The sequence below is a fragment of the Paenibacillus sp. FSL M7-0420 genome, from assembly GCF_038002345.1.
Lineage (GTDB): Bacteria > Bacillota > Bacilli > Paenibacillales > Paenibacillaceae > Paenibacillus_AQ.
Genome location: NZ_JBBOCJ010000001.1, coordinates 1,812,662 through 1,829,882, shown reverse-complemented (window position 1 = coordinate 1,829,882; position 17,221 = coordinate 1,812,662). Strand labels below are relative to the sequence as shown.

Here is a 17,221-nt window from a genome sequence, read left to right as displayed (position 1 = left end):
GGATGCAATTACTTTTTGTCGTTTCTGCGCGGCTCTTTCACTTTTGCGAAAAACCTGAAAGTCTGATAGAATGAGGACTTGAAAAATAACCCCACAAAGTGAGGCTTTGGCTTCAATGTTTACTCAGATACTTTGCGGGGACCCCGAAACATGTAAATTCTTATCTTGAAAAATATGGCTTGAGGTGATGAAATGCAACCGCTAGCGGAATCGACCCGGGTACACTCTCGCCGGAGTGCAGAGAGAAGCGGCTCGTCCGTCAAATGGTTTCTACTGTTCTGGATTCTGATGATCACAGCCGGCGTATACGCCGTGTACAGCTACACCAATCATCTGAAGGATCAGGTGCTGAGCGAGCTTGGCTCTCAAAGCCAGCAGCAGCTTACCGTTTTGAAGACCGACTACGAGTCGAAGATCGCCGTCCTGTCAGAACAAGTGAAGGAGCTTCAGAGCACCGTGCAGACATTCAACGAGCTGCTGACCTTCACCAAGGATAATGCCAGTAACAAGACGGACAACAGCAACAAGCTGTACACGCAATTAAGCGAGGTCAAGAAACAGCTTGATACGCTCAAGAAAGAGATGGATCTGCTGAAATGATGACTCCTGTCAAAAGAGTGAACCGGTTCTTCATGCTCCTGACCGCTCCATTGTTCGGACTGCTGCTCTGTCTGTGGCTGTACCAGCCTCCGCTTGAGCTTAAGCTGAATACCGCCCCCTTCGCAGCTGACCCCGGACCCGTGAATGAAACCGCGCAATTGAAGCAGGACCTGGCTGTGGCCAAGAGCTATGCCGCTTACACCATAGACTCTATCGGTACCAGCGCACAGCTCTACAAGCAGACCACGAACGCTATGAACGCACTGGTCAGCACAGCAACGGCCCAGACCTCCCGTCCTGAGCGGATCTACAACCGCCGGATTAGTTCCCGGCTCGGCATTCCTGCCGATGTGATCAGCAGCGACCGGATTACCATTGAATTATACCGGCTGAACCCCGGCAACTATACAGCATACGCAATGAAGATTAAGCTGAAGGATTCCTCAGCCATGAAGATGAGCCTGGCCGGTGACGGCACGGGCGCTTCCGAGACCACACTGCAGGCCGTGAACCGCTACGGTGCCTCGGCCGGTATTAATGCCGGCGGCTTCGCTGATCAGAACGGCAAGCGTTATCCGCTCTCGACCACCATCGTCGGCGGAGAATATCTGTACGGCTTCGAGCCCAGCTACAAGGATCTCAGCTTCGTCGGCCTGAACAAATCCGGCCAGCTGATCGGCGGCAAATTCACCAGCCGTGACCAGCTCGATCAGCTGGAGCCGGTATTCGGAGCAACCTTTGTCCCTGTGCTGCTGAAGAATCAGAGCAAGACAGCCATTCCGCTGAAATGGCAGCTGGCCCCGAAGCGGGCACCGCGGACCATCATCGGTAACTACAAGGATAATCAGCTGCTGATTCTGGTCGCTGACGGATATAACGAGAACGGTAACTCGGGAGCTACACTGGCTGAGCTGCAGGATAAGCTGTACAATCTCGGCGTCATCGATGCTTATAACCTGGACGGCGGCGGCTCATCGTCCATGATTTTCCGCGGCAAGGTCATAAACAGACCTTCCGACGGCAATTTGCGCCGCGTCCCAACCAATTTCTTGTTCTTCAAGTAATTCCGAGTATAACCGTCAATGCTAAATATCACATTTTCATTTATTTTTACAGATTAAAAGGGTATACTCAGGGTAACGAAGATCGTCAATAATGGAGGTGCCTGCATGTCGTTCTCCCTGACTTTTTGGATCGTGACCCTGGTATTTGTACTGTTTCTGGCTGGTATTCTTACTTCTTCCTACAACGACGACAAGACTAAGGGGCTGTGACACGCCCTCCGCGAACAATCTGATGGACGTATACCACAAAAAGGAGCACCGCACTGATGTGTGCGGCGCTCTTTTTGTGTTCTTCACTATTCACTGAAGCCGAGTCCAACCAGCATCCATGTTATAAGACGCGCTTACGCGTTTTACCCTATGTAGATAATTGATGCGCTCTACGCTTACGCGTGTTTTGGCAGTTGGGTCATCTCGGTAAGGCAGCTTGAACAAATGTAACGGTCTTTATATTCACTTACGCCTTCCATCGATCCGCAGAAGACACACTTCGGACGGTAACGCTCCAGAATAATGTGGTCGCCCTGAACAAGAATTTCTACAGGATCCCCTTCATTCATTTGATACCTTTTACGCAGAGACTTAGGCAGAACAATTCTACCCAGCTGATCTACTTTACGTACAACGCCAGCAGGTTTCATATCTAACTTACACTCTCCTGTTCAACTTATGATTAGTAGTGCCATTTCTGACATCCAAGTTCACGTACCCTATTACTTTCTTCGGCACTAATCAACTATTTCGTTACTAAAATGTCGAATCCTGCTGAAAAAAATAAAAAATGATGTCAACTTTTAGAAAAGTTGTGGGAAATCGAGCTGCCGGAGCGCTTCATAGACCACAATCGCTGCCGAATTGGATAAATTAAGCGATCTGACCGCCTCGCTCATCGGCATCCGCATCGCCGTTTCCTGACCAGCCTCCAGGATCTCTGCCGGCAACCCCTTGGTTTCTTTCCCGAACACGAAGAAGTCTCCATCCCGGAAGGCGAAATCGCTATAGCGCTTCTTGGCCTTGGTAGTCGCGTAGAAGAACCGCCCTTCCTGATACTTCTCCAATACTTCACTGAAGGAATTATGATATTCAATATTCACTGCATGCCAATAATCGAGTCCGGCACGCTTCAGTGTAGCATCGTCTGTGCGGAAGCCCAGCGGGTGTACGAGATGGAGATGGGTTCCTGTGGCCGCACAGGTACGGGCGATATTGCCGGTATTCGCCGGTATTTCCGGTTCCACCAGCACAATGTGTAATGCCATAAGTCTGATGCTTCCCCTCTGTAGGGTCTTAAGGAGTGCGGCGGCGTAAGTATCCGCAGTGCCTTCCATGGCCCTGTGATGTATTCTTGATGCTGCTTGCAGTTACAGGCCGGGCTTAGGTGATCCTGGCTATGGGCAAAATAACCCCACAAAGTGGGGCTTTAGCTTCGATGATGACTCAGGTACTTTGGGGGACCCCAAAACATATAAACCTTCCGCTGCCAGGCGGAAGGTCAGGAACGTTCTTAGATTACCCTTGAGTTTGCCGGAAATGCTTCATGAAATCAGCCAGTGCCTTCACGCTCTCATGCGGAACGGCGTTGTAGATCGAAGCCCGTAAGCCGCCTACGCTGCGGTGTCCCTTGAGGCCGACAAAGCCTTCGGCTTCGGAAGCTTTGATGAACTGCTTCTCCAGCTCCTCCGATTGCATCCGGAACGTTACATTCATGATGGAACGGCTGCCTTCTTCCGCAACTCCGCGGTAGAAGCCGTCGCTGCCGTCGATATAATCATACAGGAGACCTGCTTTGTCACGGTTCTTGGCTTCAGTGCCGGCAAGCCCGCCCTGTTCCTCAATCCATTTTAACACTTCGTTAACCATATATACAGAGAAGGATGGCGGCGTATTGTAGAGAGAGTTGTTCTTGTAATGAGTATCATACCGCAGAATCGTCGGAATATTCGCCGGAGAACTTGCGATCAGCTCTTCCTTGGCAATCACTACGGTAACGCCCGACGGTCCGAGATTCTTCTGTGCACCGGCATAGATCAGGCCGAATTGGTTCACATCGAAGTCGCGGCTCAGAATATCACTGGACATATCGGCAACCAGCGGAATGTTACCGGCATCAGGATACTGTGCATACTGTGTGCCTTCAATCGTCTCATTCGAGGTGATATGCAGGTAAGCCGCATTGTCCGCAGCCTTGATGCTGCTAAGCTCGGGAATAGCCAGGAATTTCTTGTCTGCGGAGGATGCGGCTACATGGCCGCCGCCTGTCAGCTTGGCTTCCTTCAGGGCTTTGTCCGCCCAGCTTCCTGTCATGACATAGCTGCCGACCTGGCCTTCAGCGATAAGGTTCATCGGAACCATGGCGAACTGTGTGCTTGCTCCGCCCTGGATGAACAATACCTTGTAGCCCTGCGGATTGCCGAGGAGCGAAAGCAGGCGTTCCTGAGCTTCATTATGCACGGATTCGTATATCGCCCCGCGGTGCGACATCTCCATAATGGACATTCCGCTCTCCCGGAATTCAACGAACTCCGCCTGTGCACGTTCCAATACTGCCAGCGGCAATGCTGCCGGACCGGCATTAAAATTGTATGCTCTCTTGCTCAAAATAACTCCCACCCTTTCTCTCCTATTAATATGGATATCGCTATGATAGCAGATAACGATAAACACCAGCAAGTATAATTATTCACATATGAGGTAAGCTAGACCGCAATCAGAAGGCTGAAAACAGGTAACTGCGGCTCCACCCCTTGCTGTGACGCGGTAAAATAGTGATGTCAGCAAAAACTTCAGGTGAAATCACATGCTTGTCTCCCCACAGCGCAATCCGCTCAGCAGCGAAATCTCCGCTCTCTCTGATGCAGGCTCCAGTAGGCTTATGGATCAGCTCCCAGTAATAGTCCGCCTCCGCCTGCTCCCAGCCTTCGAGTCTGCAATAGAATTGGCGGTCCGTTTCCCCGGCCCATGTCAGGCTATTCCCGTCTATGCTGAGCAAATTCTCCGTATACGCCGATTCCGGGGCCACGATCTGCGGCGTTCCCGGCAGCTTAAGCTCATAATCCGTCCCTACGAGCGCCCCATCAATGCCGACAAAATTATGAATATACTCTTCAATCCGCAGCGCTTCGGTCCCTGTATTCTCTATCATGTAGGAAATATCCAGCCGGTTATTTTCAAGCTTCAATGTCTTGACCAGCCGCATGCTGTAGCCCCGGCATTCCAGCGGCTGCACAGTGTATGTAACCGAGTCTCCGCTCCACTCTTCTGTGATCGGGAATGGCTTAAGCGGATACTCCCCGACGAATGAATAAGGCTCATCACTTTGCTTCTGCAGCAGCCCGATGCCGGGCTTGGGGAACCATTCCCCAGGAGCAGCATCTTCATAGCCAATTGCCCGGGAAATGCCAAACTCATTGCAGAGGCCTATCCCTCCCGTACCCTGCCCAGGCACCAGACTTTCCGGAACGCAAAAGGTATGTCCTCCCTGCTCCAGCTTCACTCCTGTAATAAATCCCGTCCAGTCAAAACGGGTGCCTCCATAGGCTCCCACATCTGCAATCTCTACGGTCAGTACTCCGTTGGATAATATACGTGTCATTGATCTCTTTCCTTTCTGTCCTGGTTGGACGCAGCACATCCTATCATAGCATTTCCTGGGCCATTCTATACCGGATATTTGGATATTAAAATGCCTGCTCCGCGCGGACCGGCAGAGCAGGCGATAGAATTCAACAGCTCCGGCTTTAGGCCAGTTCTACCTCCAGCAGATGAATTTCTCCTTCAGGCAGGTCTGTCAAGAGGCTGCGCGGGATCACAGCACCCTCTGAGACGCGCTGAAGCGTTACCTCAGCTCCGTTCAAGCGGGCTGCGTGTATTTGATACTCTCCGTATTCCGTGCTTCCAGAGGCCATATAGACGACTTTCAGCTCACGTCCGGCAAAGATAGTCTTGATTGAGGCGCTCTTATCGCCGTCAAACTGTTCATTCACCAGCTTCGGCTGCAGCAGCAGGTCGCCGAGCTTGCCTTTGACGCCAAATACTTCAGTTACCATCGTCAGGAGCAGCCAGCTTGCCGAGCCTGTCAGATACGTGTACATTCCTCTGCCCTGCTCATTGATATATTCCGGAATTCCGGGATACATCCGGCTCACCTCGAAGTTCGCACTCAGGCGATACAGTGAATCCAGCACTTTGCGGCCTTCTTTGACGTATCCGCGCTTATACAGCGCATTGCCGTACATAACGGTCATGTGGCTGAACATGGCCCCGTTCTCCTTGTGTCCGAAGGCGAAGCCGAACGCCCGGCCCAGATTCTGCTGAATGCCGCCGAAGTTGCTGTTCAGACGGTAGCCGATCTTCTCATCGTACAGATTGCGCTCTACCGCAGAGATGATCGCAGGAATCTGCTCTGGAGCAGCCGCGTGTCCCAGGAGCGGGAAGACCTGTCCGGTAAGCGTCATCCGTGTACTCTCAGCCCATTCCCCTTCTACGCGCTCACCGTCATTATTATAATAGCCGTTGAACCAGCCGTCGCCGTGTCCGCTCTCTACCCATTCATTGCGGCGCAGGTGATTGAATATCCATTCCGCCTTACGGGCAAGATCTGCTGCAACCTCTTCAAGCTTCAGAACGGCTCTTACCCCGCTCACCTTATTCGGTGCGGCAGCATAGAAGCGGCTGAGGAGCTCATGCTTGGCCGTAACCGATTCATAATCGACAGCTTGGCTGAGCGAGTCAAGCAGCAGCACCATCTCTTCTGCCAGCTCCAGTGTATCTCCGCCAGTCCGTTCCTTCAGGGTAATCAGCAGCTTGGACAGATCCAGCAGATTGCTGGCATAGAAGGCTGTGAAGGTGACACTTTCGCCCCGCTGTGCTGCCATATCGAGGCCATCGTTCCAGTCCGCTCCTTCCAGCAGGATGTTGTTATGCTCACCCACATTGAAGAAAGGAACCAGATTCTGCAGCAGAATATGCTCCAGAATAGTACCTGTATAGACTTCGCCCGCATTCGTCCGCAGACTGCTTCCTGCACCCGGCTCCCAGGAGGCATCGCGGTCCTTACAGCGGTTCATGAAGGTATCACGGAAGTAGGTCTGCTCCTGCAGCAGGAAGTCCAGATCCCCGCTCTGATCCAGGTATAGCATGGTGGTCAGGAACGGCCACGCTCCATGGTCCATCCAGACCCGGGGAATATTGTTGCGGTCGGCAATGAATTCGCCCGGCTGCTGCCCGATGATCGTCGCATTGCTGCCGTCAATTCGCACTCCGGCATAGTTGTTCAGCAGCAGGCTGCGCACATCCGCAGGCTCCATAATCAATAGAGCCAGGCAATCCTGCCAAAGATCGCGCCAGCCGCGTCCCCCTCTGCCATAATCGTGGTAAGGCAGGAACGAGTTGCCGTATAGTCTGCGCAGCACTGGCTGCAGCGTGACCCATTTCATCCATTCGTCGGCGGCATGATCTCCGGTATGGAATTCTACCGTATTGACTTTATCCGCCCAGAAGCGTTTATTCTCATCAAGCAACGCGTCAAAAGCCGCAGCCGAGCCATATTTGGCCATCAGCGCCTGCACATCGATTCTATCATTGTCAATCGCCATGACTACGACATAAGAATGACTCTGACCCGGCTCCAAAGTGATTGCGGCGAACCGCAGGCCTCCCAGTGCCTCATACCCTTCCCAAGGCACTCCGCCATCTTTCCCAATCGGCGGGGCCAGATTGTTCACAACCGATTCCGGCCAGTCCAGACTCCCGCCCTCACCGATGAATTCCTCCTGCACCGGGAATAATCCGGTTGGCAGCGCTCCGCCCTCACCAGCCCCGAATACCCCGTACGAAGTATGATTCACCCGGTGGCCGCGTTCGTCGAAGGACAACGCAGGCTGCACCTCTACGCCATACGCCGAAGTATAGATCCGGTTCAGCAGCGAGGTGACATGCCGGTGATCGCGCAGATCATCCGCAGAACGCGCATATAACGGAATAGCCGCAGTAGATGTCAGCGTCAGTGCTTCTGTACCGCTGTTCGTAAGTACCACCTTCATCAGCTCAACCTTGTCGTTGCCGCAGGGTACGAAGCTTGTGATCTCCGCTCTCAGCCCCAGCTCCTTACTCTCCCGCGTCACCCGATGCCACAGAAGTCCTGCCTCCAGCAAGGATTCATCTGCTGCTTCGCCATAGAACGCCGCATTCTGCCGTGCAGAATTACCCGCAGCTGACCAGGCGCCCTTGCCTTCAATGTACACCCAGAAATTGCGCGATGCGCGGGAATTATGCAGATCCTCCACGGAGATTGGCGGTGTCAGAAAGGTATTATGGCCCGAAGTGGCCTGACCATGCAGCTTGGGACTGACCGAGGACATCATGCCCCCTTCATTCACTAGCGGAAAATATAAAAAGCTGCTCCGGTCCGGCTGCTCCAGCCGAAAGTCCCCGTTATTTCCGGTGAAGCTCCAGCCTGCTTTTGATCCATTGGTTTGTTCTTTCAATGCATTCATCCTCCCTGTTCCCTAACAGTAGATATCTTCTTGTTTGCGATGACCACATAATTGCATAAATACATAATTGGATAACCACATAATTGATTAATACATAATTGCATAACCGCTTAGTTGCATGAACACTTAATCGCAATACCCGATACCGCTTTCCGAAATCGGTTTCGGTTTCATTATCACACCGTTAATTCCCTTTGTAAAGCGTTAATTGTGACTTATGAGCAGAGATTAATGTGCACAATTAATACTCCAAAACTCAGATCACCACATATTATTGTAATTTTATTACATTAATACTATTTTAGTAACGAAACTTTACGAAAACACAATATTAAGCTATTTTAGACAAATGAGAACAGGGCTCCACATTTGCCCAACTAGCACCCAACTTCCCCGAATTCAGGTGCACTAGTGCTCCCAATTTAGCTCATTTGCCCACTTTTCCGAATTCAGGTGTACTAGTGCTCCTCATTTAGCTTATTTGCCCACTTTGGCCGAATTCAGGTGCACTACTGCTCCTCATTTAGTTTATTTGCCCACATCTGCTGAATTCAGGTGCACTACTGCTCTTCATTTAGCTCATTTGCCCACTTTGGCCGAATTAAGGTGCACTAGTGCTCTTCATTTAGCTCATTTGCCCACTATTGCTGAATTCAGGTGCACTAGTGCTCTTCATCATTACTCTCCCTCAGCTTTAATCATCAGCAGCACCAACAGAGGGAATTATCCCTTTCATTTTAGCTTCCAGCCAACTTTTCGCTGAATCTGAGGGATTTATCCCTTTTATTTCACTCATTTGCCAACTTCCAGCTAATTCTGAGGGATTTATCCCCTTCATCTCACCTTCCAGCCAACTCCCCGCTAAATCAGAGGGATTTATCCCTTCACCTTCCACCATTCACCTCGCCCTCCAGCACGATCAGCCGCCACCGATGTTTGTTTACACGATAAATGCAAAAAGCCCCCGGAATCAATGATTCCAGGGGCCTCTCTATCCAGCTAGTTTTACACTAGCTTATCTTAAAAGCTTATACGTCGAAGTACAGGGAGTATTCATGCGGATGAACGCGGATGGCAACGGCTTGAGCTTCGGAACGCTTCAGGGCGATATAGTTATCGATGAAGTCCTTAGTGAATACGCCGCCCTCTGTCAGGAATTCGAAGTCAGCTTCCAGTGCATCCAGAGCTTCGTCCAGGGTACCCGGAACGCTGCGGATCTTCTCTTTGTCTGCATCAGACAATTCGTAGATGTTCTTGTCCAGCGGACCGTAGCCCATCTCTTCAGGGTTGATCTTCTTCTTGATTCCGTCCAGACCAGCCATCAGCATAGCGGAGAAGGCCAGGTATGGGTTAGCCGTGGAGTCCGGTGTACGGAATTCAATACGACAGCCCTTAGGTGTCACAGCAGCTACCGGGATACGGACTGCAGCGGAACGGTTACCCTTAGAATATACCAGGTTGACCGGTGCTTCATAGCCAGGAACCAGACGTTTGAACGAGTTGGTGCTTGGGTTCGTCAGCGCGATCAATGCAGGAGCATGATACAGGATACCGCCGATGTAGTGCAGCGCCATTTCACTCAGGTTGGCATATGCGCCTTTTTCGTAGAACAATGGGGCATCGCCGTTGAAAATCGATTGGTGAACGTGCATTCCGCTACCGTTATCGCCGAACAGCGGTTTTGGCATGAAGGTGGCTACCTTGCCGTATTGGCGTGCAGTGTTCTGCACAATGTATTTGTAAGTGAGGAGATTATCAGCTGTTTTCTTCAAGGTGTCGAAACGGAAGTTGATTTCCGCTTGGCCTGCTGTTGCTACTTCATGGTGATGACGCTCGATTTCGAGTCCGGCTTCACCAAGCAAACGGCACATTTCACTGCGGATATCCTGCTGGGAATCCACTGGAGCTACAGGCACGTATCCGCCCTTCACGCCAACCTTGAATGCCATGTTGCCGCCTTCTTCCTTGCGGCCTGTGTTCCATGCTGCTTCTTCGGAATCCACATAGAAGGAGGAAGTATTCATTCCGCTCTCGTAACGTACATCGTCGAAGATGAAGAACTCGGATTCAGGTGCGAAGAATGCTGCTGTACCTACACCGCTGGATTGCAGGAATTCTTCAGCCTTCACTGCGATCCCGCGCGGGTCGCGCTCATAACGTTCGCCATCAGGTGTGAAAATGTCGCACATAATGTTCAGTGTCGGGTGAGCAGTGAACGGGTCAATGTAAGTGGTGCTTGGATCAGGCATCATTACCATATCCGACTCTTCAATCCCCCGGAAGCCTGTAATGGAAGAACCATCGAATGCTACTCCATTTACAAATGTTTCTTCTTCAACTGCGGATGCTGGCAAAGAGATATGGTGAGCACGTCCACCCAAATCTACAAACCGGAAATCCACCCACTCGATATTGTTTTCCTTGATCGTCTGCAATACTTTTTCAACCGACATGCTTAATTCCTCCCCAGATTCCGAACATTAGGCCGCTCATCGTATCAAATGTTCTTGTTTTTATTTTTTTGCTGTCGTCATTATAAATCGCATACCTAACATCGTCAATGCTTATGTCAGGTATTTCTTGCGACAATGTAAGATATTCTGACGCTTTGGTGAAAATACCAAAATCATCCGGATTCCATGTCACCTTTGTCCCCTATGCAACAAAAATGCAGCAAAAACAGCCCTCATCCCCCATCCTGAAACGGGAGAAGAGAGCTGTTCAATAGTCATTTATACGTTCACACTCATACTACAGGCGCAGCCTCCAGAGACGGAGAGAACTTGCGGCCCACCAGCGGTGCCAGCTTCTCCAGATCCCGCAGCAGGCTGTCGAATTGCTCAGGGAACAGGGACTGAACGCCGTCACCAGTCATGGAGTTATCGGGGTCGGTATGCATCTCGATGATCAGACCGTTAGCGCCTGCAGCAACCGAGGCCTTGGCCATAGGGGCTACCAGTTCACGGCGTCCGGTACCGTGGCTCGGGTCAGAGATCACAGGCAGATGGCTGAGATTCTGCAGCACAGGAATGGCCGACAGATCCAGCGTGTTGCGCGTGTAAGTCTCGAAGGTACGGATGCCGCGCTCGCACAGCATGACATCCCGGTTGCCCCCGGCGAGAATGTATTCTGCCGCATTCAGCAGCTCATCATAGGTCGCACTGAACCCGCGCTTCAGCAGTACAGGACGGCCGCAGGTCCCCAGCTTGCGCAGCAGGTCAAAGTTCTGCATGTTGCGTGTACCTACCTGCAGAATATCCGCATGCTCGGCACAGATATCCACGTATTCCGGCGTCATGACCTCAGTAATAGTCAGCAGGCCGTGACGTTTGCCGGCTTCAGCCATCATTGTCAGCCCTTCCACGCCAACCCCTTGGAAGCTGTAAGGTCCGGTACGCGGCTTGAAGGCACCTCCGCGCAGTACCTGGCCGCCGGAAGCCTTAACCAGCCGGGCAATCTCATCGATCTGCTCGGGAGATTCCACGGCACACGGACCGCCCATAATGACCATATTCTCTCCGCCGATCTTTACTCCGCGGATATCGATAACCGTATCTTCTGGATGGAAGTCGCGGCTCGCCAGCTTATAGGATTTGGTAATCTTAACTACATTCTCCACGCCCTTCATCTGACGAAGATGCTCGGCAAGCTTCGGAGTGACGCCCCCGACCAGTCCGATTACGGTATGGTCAGCGCCTACAGAGAGATGGACCTGCAAGCCTTCCTTCTCAATCACGGCAATAATCTCATTCACCTGTTCCTGAGGTGTTTGGTTGGATGTAATAACGATCATATTATAGCTCCCCTTTTGGACCCGTATTAGTGTTGTAAGATAGACCGGCACACTGCTAATCCTCTGATATACTATCTCGCTACGACGCGTGTACGCTTTTAAGCACTAAAGTGATTTTAACGCATATTCCCCTTTCCGTCAACCGTTATTCCCCCGTTTTATGTAAATTGTATCCAGTCCACACTACAAAAAAGCAGCACAGCCCTCTCAGGCCGCACTGCCGGGTAACCGCTATGAGTTCATCGTTATTATTATTCAGACCTGTCAGCTGGTGCTGGCCGTCTTATTCTTCACCGGAGGCAGAAGCTTCGCCATATTGACCGTGCGCTTGATCTCCCAGGTCTCCGGCTTCGTTTCGTCATACTGCTCCAGATAATTAATAACTTCCTTGGTGATCGGCGTCGGCGTAGAAGCGCCGGAAGTCACGCCTACCTTGGTAATTCCCTTCAGCCACTCCGTATTCAACTCGGAGACGTCAGCGATCCGGTAAGCCGTAACTCCCGCGATCTCCTCTGATACCTGCGCCAAGCGGTTGGAGTTATTGCTGCGCGGATCACCGACCACAATCACCAGCTCACACTGGCCCGCCTGCTCAGCCACAGCCTCCTGGCGGACCTGTGTCGCCATACAAATCTCATTATGGACCTCGGCTCCGGGGAAGGTCTCCAGCAGCTTGCGCATAATATGCTTGATATCCCACTGGCTCATAGTAGTCTGGTTCGTAATGACAATACGTGAAGGAGGAATTCTCAGGCCGGCAATGTCCTCCTCCTTCTCAATCAGATGGACATGCTCAGGAGCAATGCCCACCGCACCCTCCGGCTCGGGATGGCCTTTCTTGCCGATATAAATAATCTCACAGCCCTCTTCAACCTTCTCCTTGATGAGGTCATGCGTCTTCGTTACATCCGGACAGGTGGCATCCACCGTAGTCAGCCCTTTGGCCCGTGCCATCTTGCGTACCTCGGGAGATACGCCGTGCGCAGTGAAAATAACTGTGCCCTTGTCCACCTTATCTAGAATATCCAGACGGTTATGCCCGTCCAGCGTAATAATTCCGTCGTCCTCGAAGGAGTTCGTGACATGGCTGTTATGCACAATCATGCCCAGTATATAAATCGGCCGGGGCAGGTCCAGATTCTGCGCAGCCTGCCGTGCCATTACCATAGCATCGACGACGCCATAGCAATAACCCCGGGGAGAGATTTTGATGACTTCCATGAATTCACCGCTTTCTGCTGTCAATGACTGCTGTAATAGGAGCCACTCAATTATACCCTATTCCAGCGGCGGGGCAAAGAGAAGCGGCAGCCAGATCACAAAGGTCGTCCCTTCCCCCTGACGGGTAACCACCTCAACAGAGCCTCCGTGCTCCTCAATAATCCATTTGGCAATGGACAGTCCGAGCCCGATGCCTTCCGTAATTCCTCTGGATTCATCTGCGCGGTAGAAGCGGTCGAAGATATGCGGCACCTCATCTTTGTCCATCCCGATTCCCGTATCGGCAATGCGGATTCCCACCTGATTCTGATACAGCAAGGCATCCAGCGCTACCTCACCGGCCGGGGTGTATTTGAAAGCATTGTCAATGAAAATGAACATCATCTGCTGCAGATAATCCTTATTGCCCAGGATATACTTACCGTTCAGATGGCCCATCTCACCGACAGACCACTCCGCTTCGCGCGTCAGGAAGGACGCCCGGCGGGCTACCTCAGTCATCATCGGCTCCAGCGCCACCGGCTCGATCTCGAAGGTCCGGCCGGTATCCGCCCGGGCCAGGGAGAGCATATCCGCTACCAGACGGCTCATGCGTGCCGCTTCATCAGCGATATCCTTCACCGATTCAAGCGAGAGCTGGCGGATATCCGCCTCGGACATCCGGCTGTCATCCGGCTTCATCTCCCAGACCTTTTGCAGCAGATCGATATTCCCGCGGATGGTTGTAAGCGGTGTCCGCAGCTCATGCGAAGCATCCGAGACAAAGCGGCGCTGCGTGGCGTAGGCCTCCTCCAGCCCCGTATAGAAGCCTTCCATCCGCCCAAGCATACTGTTCACCGTCTCAATCAGCCGCCCGATCTCATCCTGCGGACCGTCATATACGATCCGCGAGCTGAGGTCAGTTCCCGTCTGTATCCCGTTCGCAGCTTCAATGACCTTGCCAATCGGACTCATCGCCTTACGGGCCAGGAAGAGGCCGAAGGTGAAGGCTGCGAGCAATGTAGCGAAGGAGCCGGCCAGCAGAATATTCTTCAGCCGGTTCAGCAGGGTGACCTGCTCACCCGTATACACAGCAACCTGAAGGACAGCAGGGAAACTGCTGTTATTAAGATTAATGTCAAAGCCCTTCTGATAAATCAGAAAAGGATTGCCGCCATAGCTGGCTTGCAGGAATCCCTCCTGTCCGGGGAGATCCTCCTTGGCGGGAACCTTGAACTTCAAGCTGATCTCGGTCATGTTCGGACTGGGGATCAGTCTGTCCAGATCATAGATGTACATCTGGGCGAACAGGCTTTGGCCCGCAGGTCCGCCTAAAATCGGCTGCAGCGTACCGTCAGAGGTCAATCCCTGTTTCAGTTCAACCTGATGAGACTGGCTCAGGAGCCGGCTTTTCAAATCGCCGTACGTATTAATATAGACAAACGCGTAGATCACGCCGGACAAGACCAGCAGCATAACGGCAAGAATCCCCGAGTACCAGGCAGTCAGCCGCAGTCGTATGGACATATTAGTCACCTCTTAGGATGTAACCGGCTCCCCGGATCGTCTGAATCAGTCGTTTGCCGCCATGCTCCTCCGTCTTCTGGCGCAGCATGGCAATATATACCTCCAGGACATTCGATTCCCCGCTGTAATCGTAGCCCCAGATCTTATCCATGATGAGATCGCGGGAGAGCACCCGCTTCGGATTCTGCATGAACAGATGCAGCAGCTCGAATTCCTTCGCCGTCAGCTCCAGACGCCGTCCGGCGCGGGTCACTTCCCGGGAATCCACATCCAGCGTAATATCCTCATAGGTGACCGCCTGATCCGGGCTTCCGCCCTGCTCGCTTTTGCGCCGGAGCAGCGCCCGGACTCTGGCCAGCAGCTCCTCCAGGGCAAACGGCTTCACCAGATAGTCATCCGCGCCGAGGTCCAGCCCCTTCACCCGGTGCTCGATTTCATCCTTGGCCGTCAGCATCAGCACAGGAACGCTGCTACCGCCTTCCCGCAGACGGCGGCAGACCTCGAACCCGTCCACCTGAGGCATCATAACGTCCAGAATGACCACATCAGGATCACTGTTCAGAACGGCACGCAACCCGTCAGCCCCGTTGGACGCCGTCTTGACATCATAGCCCTCAAAAGCCAGCCCCCGGCGGAGCATAGAGGTTATTTTCTCATCATCATCAATTATCAGTATATTCGGTCGCATCCGGCAGCCCCCATTGTCTCATTCATATATCTCTATTGTATCAGATGCACCCGTCTCTCCGCATCCGTACACGAACAGCACAGAGCGGAAGGGTTGCCCCTTCCGCTCTAACGCCCACCGCATGATGTGCTTATTGCTTCTGAGTCTGCGTGGTCTCGAAATCATTCTTGTTGCCGATCGTTACCGGCAGATCCAGCTTCTTACCGTCACGGACCACATTCAGAGTCGCCTTATCGCCTACCTTAAGCGTCTGGATGTAAGTGATCAGATCCTGGCTGGTAGCGTAGCTCTTTCCGTCAATTCCTGTAATGATATCGTAAGGACGCAGATCCGCTGTATAAGCAGGAGATTTAAAGACAATTTCAGCTACTACAGAGCCTTCTTTAATCGTGGTTCCCATTTGCTTGGCAACTTCATCGGTAATTGTCATCAGAGTAGCCCCAATGAATGGTACCGGTTCCTTCGGAATTTCCTGATTGGCTTCAAGCTTATCTACTACGCCTTTTATGGTATTTACCGGAATGGCAAAGCCGATACCCTGAGCGTCTCTGCTTACTGCAACGTTCATACCAATGACCTGGCCGTTCATGTTGAGCAGCGGTCCGCCGGAGTTCCCCGGGTTAATGGAGGCGTCAGTCTGCAGCAGATTTTTGTAGGTCTTCACGCCACTGCCGTCTTCTTCGTTGATATCGATGCTGCGGCCTCTGGCGCTAAGCACTCCGGTTGTCACCGTATGGTCGAAGCCCTGCGGGTTCCCGATCGCCACGACCTCTGAGCCGACCTTGATGCTGTCGGAATCGCCAAGCGCCACAGACGGGAAGTCCGAGCCTTCAATCTTCAGTACGGCGAGATCCAGATCCTTGCTGGAGCCCAGCAGCTTCGCTTCATAAGTCTTGGAGGTGCCGTCTACGGTAACCTGAATGACATCGGCACCATCTACCACGTGCTGGTTGGTCAGTATATAACCGTTCGAATCATAGATGAAGCCTGTACCAATACCGTAAGGTGTAAGCTGCGGAGAAGAATTATTCGAGCCCTGCTGGGATTCCGAATTATTCGAGTCGGAACCTCCTCCGCCGAATTGATCCCCGAAGAAGAACTGAGAGAACGGATCACTCATATTCGGGCTGCTGCTTCTATTCCGCGAGTTATTTGATTTCACCAGTGTCTCAATTTTGACAACTGCCGGCCCTACCCCTTCAACTACGCCGGATACATCTCCTGAGCCGGTAACCAGCGCCGCTGCAGAAGTGGAAGGTGTAATGTTGGCATTGCCGCTAGCCGTCTTCCCTGCCGGATTCGTTGCAACCGTGGCTGCCTCCTGGCCTCCGGTGAACCAGTTCCCCCGGTCTGCCATGAACATGGAGCCTGATAAGACCACCATTCCGGCGAGAAAAGATACCAGTACCGCTTTCACCGGCTTCTTCGGCTTACGGTTATACTGCCAGCCGTTGCCCCCCTCTGGAGGATTGCCGCCGCGTCCGCCGTTCCCGTCATTGCCGGTAGTGCGGAGCGATGTGTTATACGGTAAGGACTTCACCGGCTGTGGCGGCGTAACCTCTACCCGTTCGGGTTCGCGGCGGTTATAATGCTGCGGGTCATTGCCGTTCATCTCATCATTGTTCATCGATTTGAAAGGTCCGTAAGAATAGTAGTAGGAGCCGCCTTCTGCGGATGAATTAGTGCTGTTATCAGTATCATTATGATTATTGTCCCATTCACGATCCGGTCCCGGTTCATGATCACGATTGTAGTTGTTCTCACGATTGAAGTTGTTTTTGTTATCGTCCATGTTTACTTTCCTCCCGCGCCTTGCCGTGTCAGGCAAAGTGTTATTTGTTTTGATGTCCTTATT

General features: G+C 52.3%; 15 protein-coding genes. 2 read left to right on the top strand and 13 right to left on the bottom strand.

What is annotated here, in order from left to right; genetic code table 11:
* The first annotated feature begins 192 nt into the window (after window positions 1–192).
* Window positions 193–600, top strand: coding sequence for a hypothetical protein (locus tag MKX51_RS07760; RefSeq protein WP_036722356.1), 408 nt, complete (start codon window positions 193–195; stop codon window positions 598–600).
* Window positions 597–1,664 carry a phosphodiester glycosidase family protein gene (locus tag MKX51_RS07755; protein WP_340991940.1) on the top strand — a complete coding sequence of 356 codons (1,068 nt, stop codon included), beginning with the start codon at window positions 597–599 and terminating at the stop codon, window positions 1,662–1,664. The genes MKX51_RS07760 and MKX51_RS07755 overlap by 4 nt, the downstream gene beginning before the upstream one ends.
* Before the next feature lie 386 nt (window positions 1,665–2,050).
* Here MKX51_RS07755 and MKX51_RS07750 read toward each other — a convergent pair whose 3' ends face one another.
* The 13 genes from MKX51_RS07750 to MKX51_RS07690 form a co-directional block, all read right to left on the bottom strand.
* Complete coding sequence (locus tag MKX51_RS07750) at window positions 2,051–2,305, bottom strand: AbrB/MazE/SpoVT family DNA-binding domain-containing protein (protein WP_036697751.1); 255 nt, start codon at window positions 2,303–2,305, stop codon at window positions 2,051–2,053.
* Window positions 2,306–2,458: 153 nt separating this feature from the next.
* Window positions 2,459–2,923 carry a tRNA (uridine(34)/cytosine(34)/5-carboxymethylaminomethyluridine(34)-2'-O)-methyltransferase TrmL gene (gene trmL / locus MKX51_RS07745; RefSeq protein ID WP_036697752.1) on the bottom strand — a complete coding sequence of 155 codons (465 nt, stop codon included), beginning with the start codon at window positions 2,921–2,923 and terminating at the stop codon, window positions 2,459–2,461.
* A 250-nt stretch (window positions 2,924–3,173) separates the two neighbouring features.
* Window positions 3,174–4,265, bottom strand: coding sequence for a 3-phosphoserine/phosphohydroxythreonine transaminase (gene serC, locus MKX51_RS07740; protein ID WP_036722639.1), 1,092 nt, complete (start codon window positions 4,263–4,265; stop codon window positions 3,174–3,176).
* Between the two features lie 106 nt (window positions 4,266–4,371).
* Window positions 4,372–5,256: a hypothetical protein gene (locus MKX51_RS07735; RefSeq protein WP_340991938.1), complete on the bottom strand. Its 885-nt coding sequence runs from the start codon at window positions 5,254–5,256 to the stop codon at window positions 4,372–4,374.
* 145 nt (window positions 5,257–5,401) lie between these two features.
* Window positions 5,402–8,149, bottom strand: coding sequence for a GH36-type glycosyl hydrolase domain-containing protein (locus MKX51_RS07730; protein ID WP_340991937.1), 2,748 nt, complete (start codon window positions 8,147–8,149; stop codon window positions 5,402–5,404).
* 703 nt (window positions 8,150–8,852) lie between these two features.
* Complete coding sequence (locus tag MKX51_RS07725) at window positions 8,853–9,056, bottom strand: hypothetical protein (protein WP_340991935.1); 204 nt, start codon at window positions 9,054–9,056, stop codon at window positions 8,853–8,855.
* Window positions 9,057–9,186: 130 nt separating this feature from the next.
* A complete protein-coding gene (gene glnA, locus MKX51_RS07720; protein ID WP_340942542.1) occupies window positions 9,187–10,611 on the bottom strand; it encodes a type I glutamate--ammonia ligase in 1,425 nt (474 codons plus the stop codon).
* Window positions 10,601–10,804 carry a hypothetical protein gene (locus tag MKX51_RS07715; protein ID WP_340991934.1) on the bottom strand — a complete coding sequence of 68 codons (204 nt, stop codon included), beginning with the start codon at window positions 10,802–10,804 and terminating at the stop codon, window positions 10,601–10,603. The genes glnA and MKX51_RS07715 overlap by 11 nt, the downstream gene beginning before the upstream one ends.
* 100 nt (window positions 10,805–10,904) lie before the next feature.
* The gene (aroF, locus tag MKX51_RS07710) at window positions 10,905–11,951 is read right to left on the bottom strand and encodes a 3-deoxy-7-phosphoheptulonate synthase (protein WP_209991419.1); all 1,047 of its coding nucleotides are present in this window, start codon (window positions 11,949–11,951) and stop codon (window positions 10,905–10,907) included.
* A 264-nt stretch (window positions 11,952–12,215) separates the two neighbouring features.
* On the bottom strand, window positions 12,216–13,172 hold the full coding sequence (locus MKX51_RS07705) for a 4-hydroxy-3-methylbut-2-enyl diphosphate reductase (RefSeq protein WP_340991932.1): 957 nt from the start codon (window positions 13,170–13,172) through the stop codon (window positions 12,216–12,218).
* Window positions 13,173–13,229: 57 nt separating this feature from the next.
* Complete coding sequence (locus MKX51_RS07700) at window positions 13,230–14,678, bottom strand: sensor histidine kinase (protein WP_340942551.1); 1,449 nt, start codon at window positions 14,676–14,678, stop codon at window positions 13,230–13,232.
* Between the two features lies 1 nt (window position 14,679).
* Complete coding sequence (locus MKX51_RS07695) at window positions 14,680–15,366, bottom strand: response regulator transcription factor (RefSeq protein WP_036722376.1); 687 nt, start codon at window positions 15,364–15,366, stop codon at window positions 14,680–14,682.
* Between the two features lie 130 nt (window positions 15,367–15,496).
* Window positions 15,497–17,158, bottom strand: coding sequence for a S1C family serine protease (locus tag MKX51_RS07690; RefSeq protein WP_340991930.1), 1,662 nt, complete (start codon window positions 17,156–17,158; stop codon window positions 15,497–15,499).
* Between the last annotated feature and the right edge of the window lie 63 nt (window positions 17,159–17,221).